The organism is Flavobacterium sp., from assembly GCF_024305175.1.
Classification (GTDB): domain Bacteria; phylum Bacteroidota; class Bacteroidia; order Flavobacteriales; family Flavobacteriaceae; genus Flavobacterium.
Genome location: NZ_JAMWYY010000008.1, coordinates 47,966 through 62,039, shown reverse-complemented (window position 1 = coordinate 62,039; position 14,074 = coordinate 47,966). Strand labels below are relative to the sequence as shown.

General features: G+C 42.3%; 13 protein-coding genes. 8 read left to right on the top strand and 5 right to left on the bottom strand.

The genetic code is table 11. The features are described 5' to 3' along the window. Window positions 1–7 precede the first annotated feature (7 nt). The 3 genes from Q0K96_RS03495 (at window position 8) to Q0K96_RS03485 (ending at window position 4,818) form a co-directional block, all read left to right on the top strand. Window positions 8–1,651, top strand: a complete 1,644-nt coding sequence (locus tag Q0K96_RS03495; RefSeq protein WP_297332622.1) for a glycoside hydrolase family 16 protein — start codon at window positions 8–10, stop codon at window positions 1,649–1,651. Between the two features lie 88 nt (window positions 1,652–1,739). Continuing rightward, window positions 1,740–4,073: a beta-glucosidase BglX gene (gene bglX, locus Q0K96_RS03490; protein ID WP_297332621.1), complete on the top strand. Its 2,334-nt coding sequence runs from the start codon at window positions 1,740–1,742 to the stop codon at window positions 4,071–4,073. Further along, complete coding sequence (locus Q0K96_RS03485) at window positions 4,051–4,818, top strand: glycoside hydrolase family 16 protein (RefSeq protein ID WP_297332620.1); 768 nt, start codon at window positions 4,051–4,053, stop codon at window positions 4,816–4,818. The genes bglX and Q0K96_RS03485 overlap by 23 nt, the downstream gene beginning before the upstream one ends. 69 nt (window positions 4,819–4,887) lie before the next feature. On the opposite strand, the gene Q0K96_RS03480 is transcribed toward Q0K96_RS03485, so the two are convergent. Together Q0K96_RS03480 and Q0K96_RS03475 are read right to left on the bottom strand one after the other, a co-directional pair. Beyond that, window positions 4,888–5,301 (bottom strand): DUF6691 family protein, encoded by a 414-nt coding sequence (locus Q0K96_RS03480; RefSeq protein ID WP_297332619.1) that lies wholly within the window; start codon window positions 5,299–5,301, stop codon window positions 4,888–4,890. A gap of 12 nt (window positions 5,302–5,313) precedes the next feature. After that, on the bottom strand, window positions 5,314–5,871 hold the full coding sequence (locus Q0K96_RS03475; RefSeq protein ID WP_297332618.1) for a YeeE/YedE thiosulfate transporter family protein: 558 nt from the start codon (window positions 5,869–5,871) through the stop codon (window positions 5,314–5,316). 119 nt (window positions 5,872–5,990) lie between these two features. On the opposite strand from Q0K96_RS03475, the gene Q0K96_RS03470 reads away from it, so the two are divergent. The 5 genes from Q0K96_RS03470 to creD all read left to right on the top strand — a co-directional run bounded on the left by Q0K96_RS03470 (window position 5,991) and on the right by creD (window position 10,062). Continuing rightward, window positions 5,991–6,449 carry a 2-dehydro-3-deoxyphosphooctonate aldolase gene (locus Q0K96_RS03470; RefSeq protein WP_297332617.1) on the top strand — a complete coding sequence of 153 codons (459 nt, stop codon included), beginning with the start codon at window positions 5,991–5,993 and terminating at the stop codon, window positions 6,447–6,449. Between the two features lie 35 nt (window positions 6,450–6,484). After that, complete coding sequence (gene kdsA, locus Q0K96_RS03465) at window positions 6,485–7,303, top strand: 3-deoxy-8-phosphooctulonate synthase (protein WP_297332616.1); 819 nt, start codon at window positions 6,485–6,487, stop codon at window positions 7,301–7,303. Between the two features lie 204 nt (window positions 7,304–7,507). Next, window positions 7,508–8,155, top strand: coding sequence for a DUF1361 domain-containing protein (locus Q0K96_RS03460; RefSeq protein WP_297332615.1), 648 nt, complete (start codon window positions 7,508–7,510; stop codon window positions 8,153–8,155). A 26-nt stretch (window positions 8,156–8,181) separates the two neighbouring features. Continuing rightward, entirely contained in the window at window positions 8,182–8,583 is a 402-nt protein-coding gene (locus Q0K96_RS03455; RefSeq protein ID WP_297332614.1) for a hypothetical protein, read from the top strand. A 105-nt stretch (window positions 8,584–8,688) separates the two neighbouring features. Next, window positions 8,689–10,062 carry a cell envelope integrity protein CreD gene (gene creD, locus Q0K96_RS03450; RefSeq protein ID WP_297332613.1) on the top strand — a complete coding sequence of 458 codons (1,374 nt, stop codon included), beginning with the start codon at window positions 8,689–8,691 and terminating at the stop codon, window positions 10,060–10,062. A 35-nt stretch (window positions 10,063–10,097) separates the two neighbouring features. On the opposite strand, the gene Q0K96_RS03445 is transcribed toward creD, so the two are convergent. The 3 genes from Q0K96_RS03445 to Q0K96_RS03435 all read right to left on the bottom strand — a co-directional run bounded on the left by Q0K96_RS03445 (window position 10,098) and on the right by Q0K96_RS03435 (window position 14,074). After that, window positions 10,098–10,505: a hypothetical protein gene (locus Q0K96_RS03445; RefSeq protein WP_297332612.1), complete on the bottom strand. Its 408-nt coding sequence runs from the start codon at window positions 10,503–10,505 to the stop codon at window positions 10,098–10,100. A gap of 94 nt (window positions 10,506–10,599) precedes the next feature. After that, complete coding sequence (locus tag Q0K96_RS03440) at window positions 10,600–12,261, bottom strand: MFS transporter (RefSeq protein ID WP_297332611.1); 1,662 nt, start codon at window positions 12,259–12,261, stop codon at window positions 10,600–10,602. A 52-nt stretch (window positions 12,262–12,313) separates the two neighbouring features. Further along, window positions 12,314–14,074 carry a family 43 glycosylhydrolase gene (locus Q0K96_RS03435; protein ID WP_297332610.1) on the bottom strand — a complete coding sequence of 587 codons (1,761 nt, stop codon included), beginning with the start codon at window positions 14,072–14,074 and terminating at the stop codon, window positions 12,314–12,316.

Below are 14,074 nucleotides of genomic sequence, written 5' to 3'. Positions count from 1 at the left end.
AAAGATTATGAAAAAGATTTTAAACAACACGGTAAAACTCCTTATGCTGCTTGTGCTGGCAACCGGTTGCCAGGACGACGACAAATCGTTTGGAGACCTTGACGCACCGGCAAACCTGGAAGCATCTTATGAAATTGTAGGTGTAACCCCCGAAATGCCAAACGGAGACGGATCGGGTAATGTGGTGCTTACCGCAAAAGCAGACAATGCTATAAGCTATAAGTTTATTTTCCCTGATAATACCAGCGCAACGGTATCAGGCGGTATTTATACCAAAAGGTTTACTACAAACGGCATCAACTCTTATGAGGTTACAGTAGTGGCCTATGGCAGGGGCGGTAATGCAACAAGCACTACCTTATTGGTAGAAAATGTGTTCAGCAGCTTTAACGACCCTGTTACATCAGGGCTTTTAACAGGTTCAGGTTCTAAAACATGGTACTGGGCAGCAGCAACAGCCGGCCACCTTGGCGTAGGGCCAAATAACGCATCGGATGGTAATAACACTGCGCCAATATGGTATGCAGCAGCACCTTTCGAAAAAGCAGGTTCGCCATCAAGCAGCTGTATTTATGAAGCTGTATTTACTTTTACACTTGATGGTGAAACAATTAAGTTTACACATGATAACGGAGGCGCAACATTCTTTAACGCAGGCTATACAAGTGTAGGAGGTGGTAACCAGACAGAAGATACCTGCCTTCCTTTTGATACATCTGGTGAGAAAGTAGTGCTTCTTGGCCCTGCGGAGTCTAACGTTCCTGAAGGTGTGAGTACAGGTACCCAAATGACTTTTGCCGATGGCGGATTTATGGGGTACTACATTGGTACAAGCACTTATGAGATAATGGAGATTACTGAAAATAAAATGGTCGTAAGGGCAGTTCAGGGCAATAACCCGGCACTGGCATGGTACCATACTTTTACAACACAGCCTCCTTATTCTGACGATGAGCCGGTTTATGATAACCTCATCTGGAGTGATGAGTTTAACACTGACGGCGCACCGGACAGCAACAACTGGAATTATGAGTACGGCAACAATAACGGATGGGGTAATAATGAGTTACAGTCATATACCGACAGCCCTGAGAATGTAAAAGTGCAGGGAGGAAACCTTGTAATAACAGCTAAAAAAGAAGGCAATGGTTCCTATACATCTGCAAGGCTTAACACGCACAACAAATTCGACTTTACCTATGGCAGGGTTGAAGTAAGGGCAAAACTGCCATCAGGCGGTGGTACATGGCCTGCCATCTGGATGCTGGGCTCTAACTTCCAGACCAGTATATGGCCTGCTTGTGGCGAAATAGATATTATGGAACACGTGGGTAACCAGCAAAATACAATTCATGGTTCATTACACTACCCGGGTAACTCTGGCGGTAATGCCAATACATCTTCAACAGTGGTAGAAGGCGTATCAGAGGAGTTCCACATCTATGAAGTGTACTGGAGCCCTAACTTTATAAGGTTTTATGTAGATGGCAACGAGTTTAAAACATTTGCAAACACTAATGCAGTGCCATTTAACCACGATTTCTTCCTGATTGTAAACATTGCTATGGGCGGTAACTTCGGCGGAAGCATAGATCCTGCGTTTACTCAGTCTTCTATGGAGATTGACTACATCAAGGTGTATCAGGAATAAGTTTTTCGCATCTATTTAATTTCACATTTCAGTAATCGGGAGGGTTAGCCTTGCTAACCTTCCTTATTATTGATTTTTAAAGATTATAATGAAATATAATTTACCTAAATATGCTTTTGCAGCCTTACTGGCCATTGCACTTGGATGCAGTACTGCAAAGCAGGATAAAATTGCGCAGGCAGGCGCGCAGCAAAAAACACAACTGCCAATAGACCGAAAGGTTGACTCAGTTCTCAACCTAATGACCCTCGAGGAAAAAGTGGGCCAGATGAACCAATACAACGGATTTTGGGATGTTACCGGCCCTGCCCCGCAGGAAGGTTCGGCAGCGCGCAAATATGAGCATCTTAAAAACGGCTGGGTGGGCTCTATGCTCAACGTAAGGGGCGTTAAAGATGTAAAAGCATTGCAAAAAATTGCCGTAGAAGAAACCCGACTGGGGATACCCGTAATTTTTGGGTATGATGTAATTCACGGTTATAAAACCATAAGCCCCATACCACTTGCCGAAGCCGCAAGCTGGGATATGGAGGCAATAAAGAAATCGGCAGAGATAGGTGCGGCAGAAGCCGCAGCATCCGGCCTTAACTGGACGTTTGCACCCATGGTTGATGTAGCGCGAGATGCCCGTTGGGGCCGCGTTATGGAAGGTGCGGGTGAAGACCCTTACCTTAACAGCCGCATTGCCGAAGCCCGTGTTAAAGGCTTTCAGGGTGACTTAAGCGAATTTAACCTTGCAGCCTGTGCCAAACACTTTGCAGGCTATGCCTTTGCCGAAGCGGGGCGCGATTATAATACTGTAGATATTAGCGACAATACCCTGCACAATATTATATTACCCCCATTTAAAGCGGCATCAGATGCAGGCGCGCTAACCTTTATGAACAGCTTTAACGAGCTGGAAGGTATTCCTGCAACGGGTAATGCTTATTTGCAAAGGGAAATATTAAAAGGAGAATGGGGCTTTCAGGGGTTTGTAGTTTCTGACTGGGGTTCTATGGCAGAAATGATGGCTCATGGCTATGCAAAAGACCTTAAGCAGGCTGCCGAGTATGCAGCAAAAGCAGGCTCTGATATGGATATGGAATCTTACGGATATGTACAGCACCTTTCAGCACTTGTAAGGGAAGGACGTGTTAGCGAAGAAACCGTAAACGAAGCAGTAAGGCGTATATTAAGGGTTAAATTTATGCTTGGGCTTTTTGATGATCCTTATAAGTATTGTGACGAAACCCGCGAACAGCAAACCATCGGTAAGAAAGAATTTCATGACGGGGTGCTGGATATGGCTAAAAAATCGATAGTACTTCTTAAGAATGATAATAACATGCTGCCGCTTAAAAAGCAGGGACAAAAAATTGCTGTTATAGGCGCGCTTGCCACAGATAAAACCAGTCCGCTGGGCAGCTGGCGTATAGGAGCTGACGATGGCACTGCCATATCTGTAATGGAAGGGCTACAGCAGTATAAAGGCAATAACCTTACTTATGCAAAAGGTGCCGATGTAGCGCTTGGCGAGCCTAAATTCACTACACGTACTGATATAAACACTACTGATAAAAGCGGATTTGCAGAGGCAGTAGCCGCTGCCAAAAACGCTGATGTGGTAATTATGGTATTAGGTGAACATGGCCTGCAAACCGGTGAGGGGCGCAGCCGCAGCGATATTGGTTTACCCGGTGTACAGCAGGAACTGCTGGAAACAGTTTATAAAGCCAACCCTAATATTGTTTTAGTACTTACAAACGGAAGGCCACTTGCAATTCCGTGGGCGGCAGAAAATGTGCCTGCAATTTTAGAAGCATGGCATTTGGGCACGCAAAGCGGTAATGCTATTGCACAGGTATTATATGGCGACCACAACCCGGCAGGAAAGCTGCCTATGAGTTTCCCGAGAAATGTGGGGCAGGTTCCTATTTACTATAACCACAAGAACACAGGAAGGCCATCTAATGAAGATCCTGAGAGTGTTTTCTGGTCGCATTATACTGATGTTGAGAACAGCCCCCTCTACCCTTTTGGGTACGGTTTAAGCTACTCTGCGTTTGAATATGGTAATCTTAGGTTAAGCAGCGATAAACTTTCAGCTAACGGGAAAATAACGGTAACTGTAGAGGTGAAGAACACCAGCAACAGAGATGGCAGAGAAGTAGTGCAACTGTACCTGCACGACCTATATGCTTCTGTTACACGCCCTGTAAGGGAACTTAAAGGTTTTGAAACAATAGATATTAAAGCCGGACAAACCAAAACGGTAACATTTACTATCGACGAAAAAACAATAGAATTTTATACTGCCAATAAAAAATGGGAAGCCGAACCGGGCGACTTTAAAGTTTATGTAGGCGGCAGTTCTGACGCTACGCTTAAGGGCAGTTTTACCTACACACATCAAAAAAATGAAAAAGACACTATTGATTAGCCTCTTCTGCACGGCAGCAGCCTTTGCACAGGTTAAGAATAAAGGAAAGTTACTATGGGAAGAGAACTTTGACGGCAACAAGCTGGATGAGTCGGTATGGAATTATGAGCTTGGCGACGGCTGCCCCAACATTTGTGGCTGGGGTAACAATGAGCGTCAGATATACACCCGCGATAACCATACAGTAGCCAATGGCATGCTTACCATAAAAGTTGAAAAAGAAGGCGACAGCTATACCTCTACCCGTATAACCACAGCAGGCAAAAAAGAGTTTAAATATGGTTATATAGAGGCTCGTGCGAAAATACCTACCGGGTATGGTATCTGGCCTGCCTTCTGGATGCTGGGTTCAAATATTAAGCAGGTGGGCTGGCCAAAAGCCGGTGAAATAGATATACTGGAGTATGTAGGTAAAGAGCCTGATATGGTGTTTACTTCGTTACACACCCAGGCAAGCCACGGTAATACCATTAACACCAAAAAAACCCGCTTTGAAGATATTGAGGAAGGTTTCCATACATACGCTATTGACTGGACAAAAGACAAAATTGAGTTTTTTGTTGACGGGGAGTCGGTTTACACATTTGCGCCAAAAGATAAAAGTGTGGATGTATGGCCATATAACCAACCTTTCTACTTTATATTAAATGTGGCTGTTGGCGGTAATTTTGGCGGCCCTGAAGTTGATGATAAAATATTTCCGCAGGAATTTGTTATAGATTATGTTCGGGTTTACTCGAACTAAGTTTTGCTTTTTATTGTTTAAGTTAGTTTACTTGAAAGGATGCCGGGGAGGGCATCCTTTTATTTTTAATCAATGCGGCAGTTTATCTTTTAAAATACCATACAGATAGGTTCCCAGCAATGCCCCGATAAATACTATACCAATGCCTATAAAACCTGCTCCTATTAATATAAAAATCGGTCCAGGGCAGGTACCAACAAGCCCCCAGCCCAAACCAAATATGGTACCCCCGATGATATAATTTTTCCAGCCTTTGTCTTTATCAGGAATGTTTATTGGCTGCCCTGTTATATCTTTTGTTCCTGTACGCTTTATTAACTGTACGCCAATTACCCCTACTATAACCGCTGTCATTATAATGCCGTACATATGAAACGACTGGAAATGGAACATCTCATAAATGCGGTACCATGATACAGCTTCAGATTTTGTAAGTACAATTCCGAAAATTATCCCTACCAGTAAAAATTTTATAAACTTCATAGCTTCTCTTTCTTAAAAAATAAGCGGCAATAACAGCCACGACATGATAAGCCCACCAATAAAAAATCCTATAACCGCAATAAGCGAAGGCAATTGCAGGTTGCTAAGCCCGGTTATGGCATGCCCAGATGTGCACCCCCCGCCGTAGCGTGTACCAAAGCCTACAAGCAGCCCTCCTAATAATAATATCGTAATTGTTTTAGGCGACTTTAGCGCGTCATAACCCACAATAGCATCGGGTAGTAATTTCCCTTCGGGCGCATCTATGCCCATTGCTGTGAGTTCTGTAACCGTGTCCGGATTAAGATTTACGCCGCTTCCGTCGCTCATATAGTGGGTAGCTATAAAGCCTCCTATGATGGCTCCTAATACTACAACAAGGTTCCATCGCTGGCTTTTCCAGTCGAAACGGAAAAAATCGCAGTTCTTACCTGCCCCAACAGCAGAACAAAGTGTACGCAGGTTAGACGACATTCCGAATGTTTTTCCGAAATAAATGAGCATCAGCATTACTGCGCCTATAATAAAACCTGACACATACCAGGGCCAGGTACCGTAAAAGCTATACATATTGAACTAATTTGTGCAAAAATAGCAATTATAGATTGCAACCTTGCCAAATGCAGTAAATAAACACCCCATGCAGCTTATTAAATTTTACTACTTTTGAGTTATTATTAACCCGCATTATGAGAAAAAAGATACTACTATTCGGGTTGCTTATTGCAACAGCCACATCATGCATCAGCACCCGCAATACCATTAAAAATATAGATGATAAGGCACCTATGCCTGCCTTATCGGCAGACAGAAACTTTATACTTACCGAAACGGCAACCGATACAAAGTATGGCTATGACCCTGATTATCCTGTGAACCTTGGTTTTATGCCGGTGCAAAGTGCCGAAATAAATGTTAAGCGCTATTTTGGGGCATTAACAGGCCCTGAAGGTCAGGAAGTGTCGTACAGGCTGGTAGATAGCTGCTGCCCCTTCCCTTCCGGAAAAAATAATATGGGTGCAGGCCTGCTTGATATATATGAAGTGACATGGCAGGGGCTTAAAGAGCCGAAACGCATACATATTAACCTGTATGAGCGAGGCAAAATAATGGCTCCGGCAGGATTTGGCATTAAAGAAATTAAGTAAAAGTTTATTGTATCTTTGCAGCTAAACAGCATAAAATGGAGATTAACAACATACCACAGATAAAACATACCGAGAGCGGCAATTTTTTCCTGCTGGCAGGGCCATGTGCCATAGAAGGTGAGGACATGGCGCTGCGCATAGCCGATAAAATAGTAAGCATTACTGATGCTTTACAGATACCTTATGTTTTTAAGGGTTCTTTTAAAAAAGCAAACCGTTCGCGTATTGACAGCTTTACGGGAATAGGTGATGAAAAAGCGCTTAAAATACTGCAAAAGGTATCACAAACTTTTGGTGTGCCTACCATAACAGACATACATACAAATGAAGATGCTGCAATGGCAGCGCAATATGTAGATATATTACAGATACCTGCCTTTTTAGTAAGGCAGACCGACCTTGTGGTTGCCGCAGCCGAAACCGGTAAAACTGTAAACCTTAAAAAAGGCCAGTTTATGAGCCCTGAAAGCATGAAACATGCCGTACAGAAAGTACTGGACTGCAACAACCAAAACGTTATGGTTACCGACAGGGGTACTATGTTTGGCTACCAGGATATGATTGTTGATTACAGGGGAATACCTACCATGAAGCAGTTTGCCACAACCGTACTTGATGTTACCCACTCTTTACAGCAACCTAACCAGACAACAGGCGTTACAGGCGGCAGGCCCGACATGATTGAAACCGTTGCCAAGGCCGGAATTGCAGTGGGTGTTGACGGTATTTTTATTGAAACACACTTTGACCCTGCAAATGCTAAAAGTGATGGCGCTAATATGCTTCACCTTGATTATTTTGAAGGGCTAATGAAAAAGCTGGTGGCAATTAGAAAAACGATAAATGAATTTTAAATAGTAAAAGGATAGCAAATGCTATCCTTTTTTAGTTTTTATACCTAAAATACTTCCCAATACAAAATTTTCCATAAAAATAGATTTAGCCTTGCAAGATTAAAAAACATTATTTTACTTTGCAATTCAAAGAGCTTTATAAAACACGACAGCTCTTTTTAAATGATTCTTAACTTTGAAATTCAAAGAACTTTAAATAAAACTATGAACACAATCAGGAACACTATTACCTCAACTTTCAGGCAGCACTACGCTTTGCTTTACCTTGCCTTATTCTGTGTATTCACTTTGCTGGTAAGGGTAAAAATTACACATTCGGTATTCTACCTCTTTTTGATGTGGAATTTATTTCTGGCCTATATACCATTGCTTATATCATCGGTAATGATTAATAATCCGGTTGTAATAGAACGCAGGCACTACTTTTACCCGATGATGATCATGTGGCTTTTATTCCTGCCCAATGCACCCTATATTATTACTGATTTTATACATCTCAAAAAAGACAGCTCAGTACCCGTTTGGTTCGATGTGCTGCTGCTGATCTCTTTCACCATTGCAGGAATACTATCGGGACTTACTTCTATGAAACACATGTTCAATATGTTGAGCATAAAGCTTAACCCACTGTTGGCGTGGGTTAGTATCGGGGTTATCTGCCTGCTGTGCGGGTTTGGCATATATGTTGGCCGCTTCTTGCGCTATAACAGTTGGGATGTGCTAAAAAGGCCGCTGTCACTTACGGCTGATATGCTTTCTTCCTTTACGCAAAGCACACCTTTGGGTATCACCCTTGGGTTTGGCTGCTTTTTATTCCTGTTATTCAATATGTTCTATTCAGCAGAAAAATAAAAAAACTCAACAATAAAAATCATATCATGAACACATTATCAGCGAAAAGACAAAAACTAAGTATGGACGACCTTATACGCTACCCCGAAGGCAGCCTGGGCTTTAACCTGGGGCAATACCTGCACAGCAACAGCATAGAACCCGACCCGGTGCCCGACAGTGACGATATACTAAGGGTGCTTTTAACCAAAAATGACAGTATAACCGAAGAAATTGGCATGCATTACTATCTTTTTGGGAATGGCGGCTTAAGCATACGGATGCTCTTTATAATGGTATCGGGACTGGTATTGTGCCCGCTTTCAGTAAAGTATTTCTATAAGCGCTACCGCGATGGCAAAAATGCATTGCGCTTTTATGACCTCAATCATTTTGGCTTCCTGCCATTACCGGTTACGCGCATAAAAGATGCCTTCATGATACCGTAATAAACAATCTTTTAAAAATTACAGCAGCGTTTATTTATACCATCCAACTTCACTATAAAGTCCTTTAGCTGCTGGCATCAATACAAACCTTTAAAATGTAAACCTATGGAAACCAATCAACCCGGGTACAACAACCCGCAACCGGAACACAAGCAGGGCTTTTTACACTCTGCAACAGCAAAAATTATTATGGTGGGGGTGCTTACACTTGTACTGCTGATACCATTGCAGTATGTAAAGAGCCTTATTTGGGAACGGGCAGAACGGCAGGAAGATGTTGTAACCGAAATAAGCGACCAGTGGGGCGGCAGCGTATATTTATACGGCCCAATCCTTAAAGTACCTTATACTGATTATGAAATTACAGAGGTAACTGACGAAAAAACAAAACGGGTAACCACCACAAGAACAGCCAGTACCTATTATGCCTATTTTTATCCGGAGCAGTTAAAGGTTAGTAGTAATATAGACACCCAGCCGCTACATCGAAACAACTATGAGGCTACGGTTTTTAATGCAAAAGTTGCTGCAAATGGTAAATATATTGCACCTGATTTCAGCAGCCGGAAAATTAATCCTGAGGCTATAGAATGGGATAAAGCCTCTTTAGTGCTTAAATGTAACGACCTGAAGAATATAGATGGGGCAGCCAGTATAACTTTTAACGGAAAGGAGTATTCTCTTGAGCCTGTTGCAGGTAATGAAAACGATTCACTTTCGGAGCTGGAAACGAATGCAATCGACCTGTCGCCGCTTAAAACCGGAGAAATGCCGTTCAGCATCAGTATTAGTTACAAGGGCAGCAAGCAGCTTAAAATAGCCCCTATTGGCAAACTGACTGTTGCCGAAATGCAATCGAACTGGCACACGCCAAGCTTTACCGGAAATTTTATCCCGAACAGCAAAACAATTACCGATAATGGCTTTAATGCCTCATGGAGTGTTTCTCACCTTAACAGGCCGTTTGCACAGCAACACTTTGGCAGGCTGCCCGATATAGACAGCTATGCATTTGGAGTAAATTTCCTGATACCTGTAGACCAATACCAGCAAAACGAAAGGGCTGCAAAATATGGTTTTCTTGTTATAGGGCTTACTTTTCTAATATTTTTCCTGATACAGGTAATAAGTAAAATAAACATCCATATCTTTCAGTACACCATGATAGGGCTGGCTCTCATAATGTTCTACACATTGCTTATCTCTATTACAGAGCATAGTTCTTTTGCTCTGGCTTATATTATTGCAGGCGCATCTGTTGTGGCAATGATAACGCTTTATTCTGTTTCTATCCTCCGTAATATAAAGTTCCCATTATTTATAGGGGCCTCCTTAACGGCACTTTACAGCTTTATTTACATTATAATACAACTTGAAAGTTATGCACTGCTTGCAGGAAGTATTGGCCTGTTCCTGATACTGGGCGCAGTGATGTTCGTGTCCCGCAAGATTGACTGGAACCAGTCGCGTTTAGGTTAATGATGAATACCCGGAACTAACGTTTCCGGGTATTACTATTTTAGTGAAGTTACTTTTATAAGCACATCATTTTCTATGTGTGTAACCTCGCCTGTAACAGTAATATCATCACCCTCTTTAACCTTACGGTAATCTTTAGGGTCATTTAAATTAGGAATACTTATAGTAGCCGAATATTGTTCGCCTGTCGGTAAATAAAGTCTTGCAGTATAGCCGTCTTTACCCATAATGATTTTGGTTACCTTGCCGTATACGGTTATAACGTTGCCATCAGCCGGAGTAGTTACAGCAGGTTCAGGCACGGCAACTTCAGTATTATCTGTAGCCGTGGTATCAACATACTCCACTACCGCGGGCTCTTCGGTAAAATCGCCTTTCTTGCCTTTGCAGGCTGTTACTGCCAAAGCTGAAACTACTGAAATCGTTATAAGTACTTTTTTCATGATGTGTGTTTCTTTCAAAGATACGCGCTTTACAATTAATAAAAAACCCACTATGCATAATGCATAGCGGGTTTTAGTTTTATAAAGAGTTTTATTAATGTGCTCCTCCCATTTCTACTTCTCCTGCAATACCCTGCTTTTTAAGTATCTTAACCACATACCAACCGTAGAAGGCTATATATGCAAAGCAAATAACAGGTATAAAATAAGACTCATGTATGCCTACAATATCGGCAATCTTACCCTGTAGCGGCGGGATAATACCACCACCCAGAATCATCATTACTAAAAATGCTGAACCCTGAGAAGTATATTTACCAATACCTGCAATACCAAGTGAAAATATAGATGGCCACATAATACTACAGAATAAACCACCACTCATAAAAGCATATATTGCGGTTATACCCTCTGTAGAAAGCCCTATAAGCATAGCAATCATACCCATAATACCAAATATCATGAGTGTTTTTGCAGGGTGATCCTGCCCCATAAAGAAGCCTGCTATCTGTATGGCTACAATACCTGCATAAGCATACAATGGTGTTATATCCTGTCCTGAAATGGCATTAGCCGCCAAAACAACGCCATAGGCAATATAAGGAACAATAATAAGCAGCACCTTCCTCATAGTGTTAGAAGGGTTAAATACCGATATTGCACCTGCCCATCGCCCAATCATAAGCGAACCCCAGTACATAGAAATATAAGGCGCAATAGCCGAGCCTTCAAGCGAGCCAAATTCAGGGGTACCTAAAAGCTCCCCAAGGTTACTCTGTATAGTTACTTCTACCCCAACATAAGTAAAAATACCCAACATACCCAATACCAATTGCGGGTAGCGCATAGCGCCCCAGCCTTCGGGTTTTTTCTGGGCTGCAACGTTTGCGTAAAGCAACCCGAAAACAATTACCAGGAGCGTACAGACAGTAAGCCCCAGGCCAAGATAGTCTTTACCTTTATTGGTAATAAAACGCTCTATAAACTCAGGGTCTTCATAACGTGAAAAAATGTAAGCAAAGATACATATCAGTATCAGCGTGATGGTTAAAAGTGTACCAAGCGCTTTTTTGGCAGGCTCAAAAACCGATTCAATCTTACCGGAAGGTAATTTTTTTGAAAAGAAGAATAATCCCGCTGCGATAAGGAATAAACCGCCTACAAAAATGTAGAGTATCTCCATCATATCAAGCGATTCGGGCCTTTGGGCAAACTTTTCTATGTCTATACCTGCTGCTACACCAAAAAGTGCAAATGAAACTACAATAGGCCCTATAGTAGTACCCAAAGAGTTTATACCACCGGCAAGGTTTAGCCTGTTACTGGCAGTATGCGGCTCACCTAATGATGTGGCAAACGGCTGGGCAGCAGTCTGCTGTAGCGAAAAGCCAAGTGCCACAATAAATAAAGCCCCTAAAATAAGGTAATAGTCGCCCGACTGTACGGCAAATATCATTGTAACTGCACCAACGGTACTGATAAGCAACCCGTTAATAATACCCTTTTTAAAGCCCCAGGAGTTAAGGATGTCTTTCCTGATAAGCGTACTAAAAACAAATAATAACAGCGCCCCCATGTAGTAAGCGCCATAAAATGCAAAATCTATAAGCTGGCTCTGGAACTGGTCCAGCCCGAACTTAGCCTTGCAGAAAGGGATAAAAACACCGTTTGATGCCCCGATAAACCCCCAGAAAAAGAAAACTGTAATCAGGGTATACAGAGCAGGATAATTGGTTTTTGTCTGTTCTGAACTCATGTTTGTTAAAGGTTAATGTGAATAATGTGATTATAAAAAATAGAATGATGCGTTACTTTGATTCTTTAGTTTCTGAAAGCGGGCCTATACCGTTGTTATTGAATGCTTCAATTCGAAAGTAATAAGCATCGCTCCTGTCCAGTCCGCTAAAATAGTATTCATTTTTGCCATATACCATAATAGAACCATATAATTTATCCGGCGACTTGCCAAAATAGATAACATAACCATCTGCATTGGGTTCCTGCTGCCATTTAAACCATACATTCCTGCGCTCGCCCTTCTTTTTAGACTCTACACGAAGCGGGACAAAATCCTGTACCGCACCCGGTTTCTCTCCGTTGCCTTTACCAAAAATACGCAATCCGCTTATCGCGAATTTACCCGTCGGCATTTGTATATTTTCAAGTTTTATATAACGTGCCTTTACAGATGTTTTAAGCTCAATATAATCATGCGGTACATCTTTGGTATTCTTACTTTTATCAATGAGTATCTTCCACTTTTTGCCGTCGTCTGAAGTATAGATTATATACTTATGCCCTGTAGTGGTTTCAGGCTTGCCCATAAAGGTGACATCCTGATCAGCATAATTTATCTGAATGGCATTTATAGTGCTTATTTCTCCTAAATCGGTAATAAGATATTCACCTTTATTGGCTGTTTTAGCAGACCAGTAGGTTTTAATATCCTCATCTACTGCAAAGTTGGGCTGAAATCCGCCTAACGTAGAAGAGACCTGTACAGGCTTATTGTAGTTAAGCAGCATCCAGCCTGTAAAAGATGATAAGCCTGTATGCGCCTTTCCTTCTGATGGCAGGTAAGTGGGATAATCGCCATAGGCAGTATTAGAGTACATAACGTCATCCTTATCAAACCCGGCAGGCCATATACCTATTCGGCGCTCAAAGTTATTTTTAACGGATATTACCGAAGTGGAAACATGCCAGTAACTGCCTTTGGCATCCTGATAGGTAGCGCCATGCCCCGCTCCCCTTGCAAAACCGCCCGGCTTGTAGCTGAACGGGTTAAAATCCTGATAGGTGAAAGGGCCAAGTGGCTTATCGCTAACATAAACACCATCGGCATAAACACTGAACTCAGTACCGGGTGCGCCATACTGCAAATAATATTTGCCATTGTATTTAGTCATAAAAGCGCCCTCTGTAAACGGCTGTAAAAAAGTATTGTCGTTATACTCCCCAAAGCGCTCCCAGCCGTGTTCGTCGTCATTTAGTGTAACAACAGGAACAGGCTCGCCTTCCGGCTGAAATGTTTTGCGGTTCAGCTTTACGCCATACAGCGGATACATATTACTTGAGCCATAATACAGATATACCTCATCAGTATCTTTATCCCAGAAAATTTGCGGATCCCATGCACCGGCCTCAAACTTATGTACCAGTTCTTTCCAGTCATCAACCTGCGGGTTAGTGCTCATCCATATCGGGAAATCTTTACCATGCGTAGAGCCAACTACCAAAAGGGTATCGTTTACATAGGATAAAGACGGGGCACAAAGCTCGTCATATACTTTGTGCTCCGGCCTTAAAAATTTGCGGGGCACAAAAGTCCAGTCTGCCATATCGCTGCTGTGCCAGTAACCCCACTGGTTAGTAGAAAACAGGTAATACTTATCTTTAAAATAAGTAATAACCGGGTCGGCTGTTGCCCTGTGCTTACCCTTAGTTACAAAATTAGGTATGGGGCAATAGCCGTAATCAACATTTATTGGGTTGCAGTATGTTTTTTGCTGGGCATCTGCCCATGTAAAAAACAAAGTTGCTGCAAGTAATAAAAGTAGTTTGTTCAT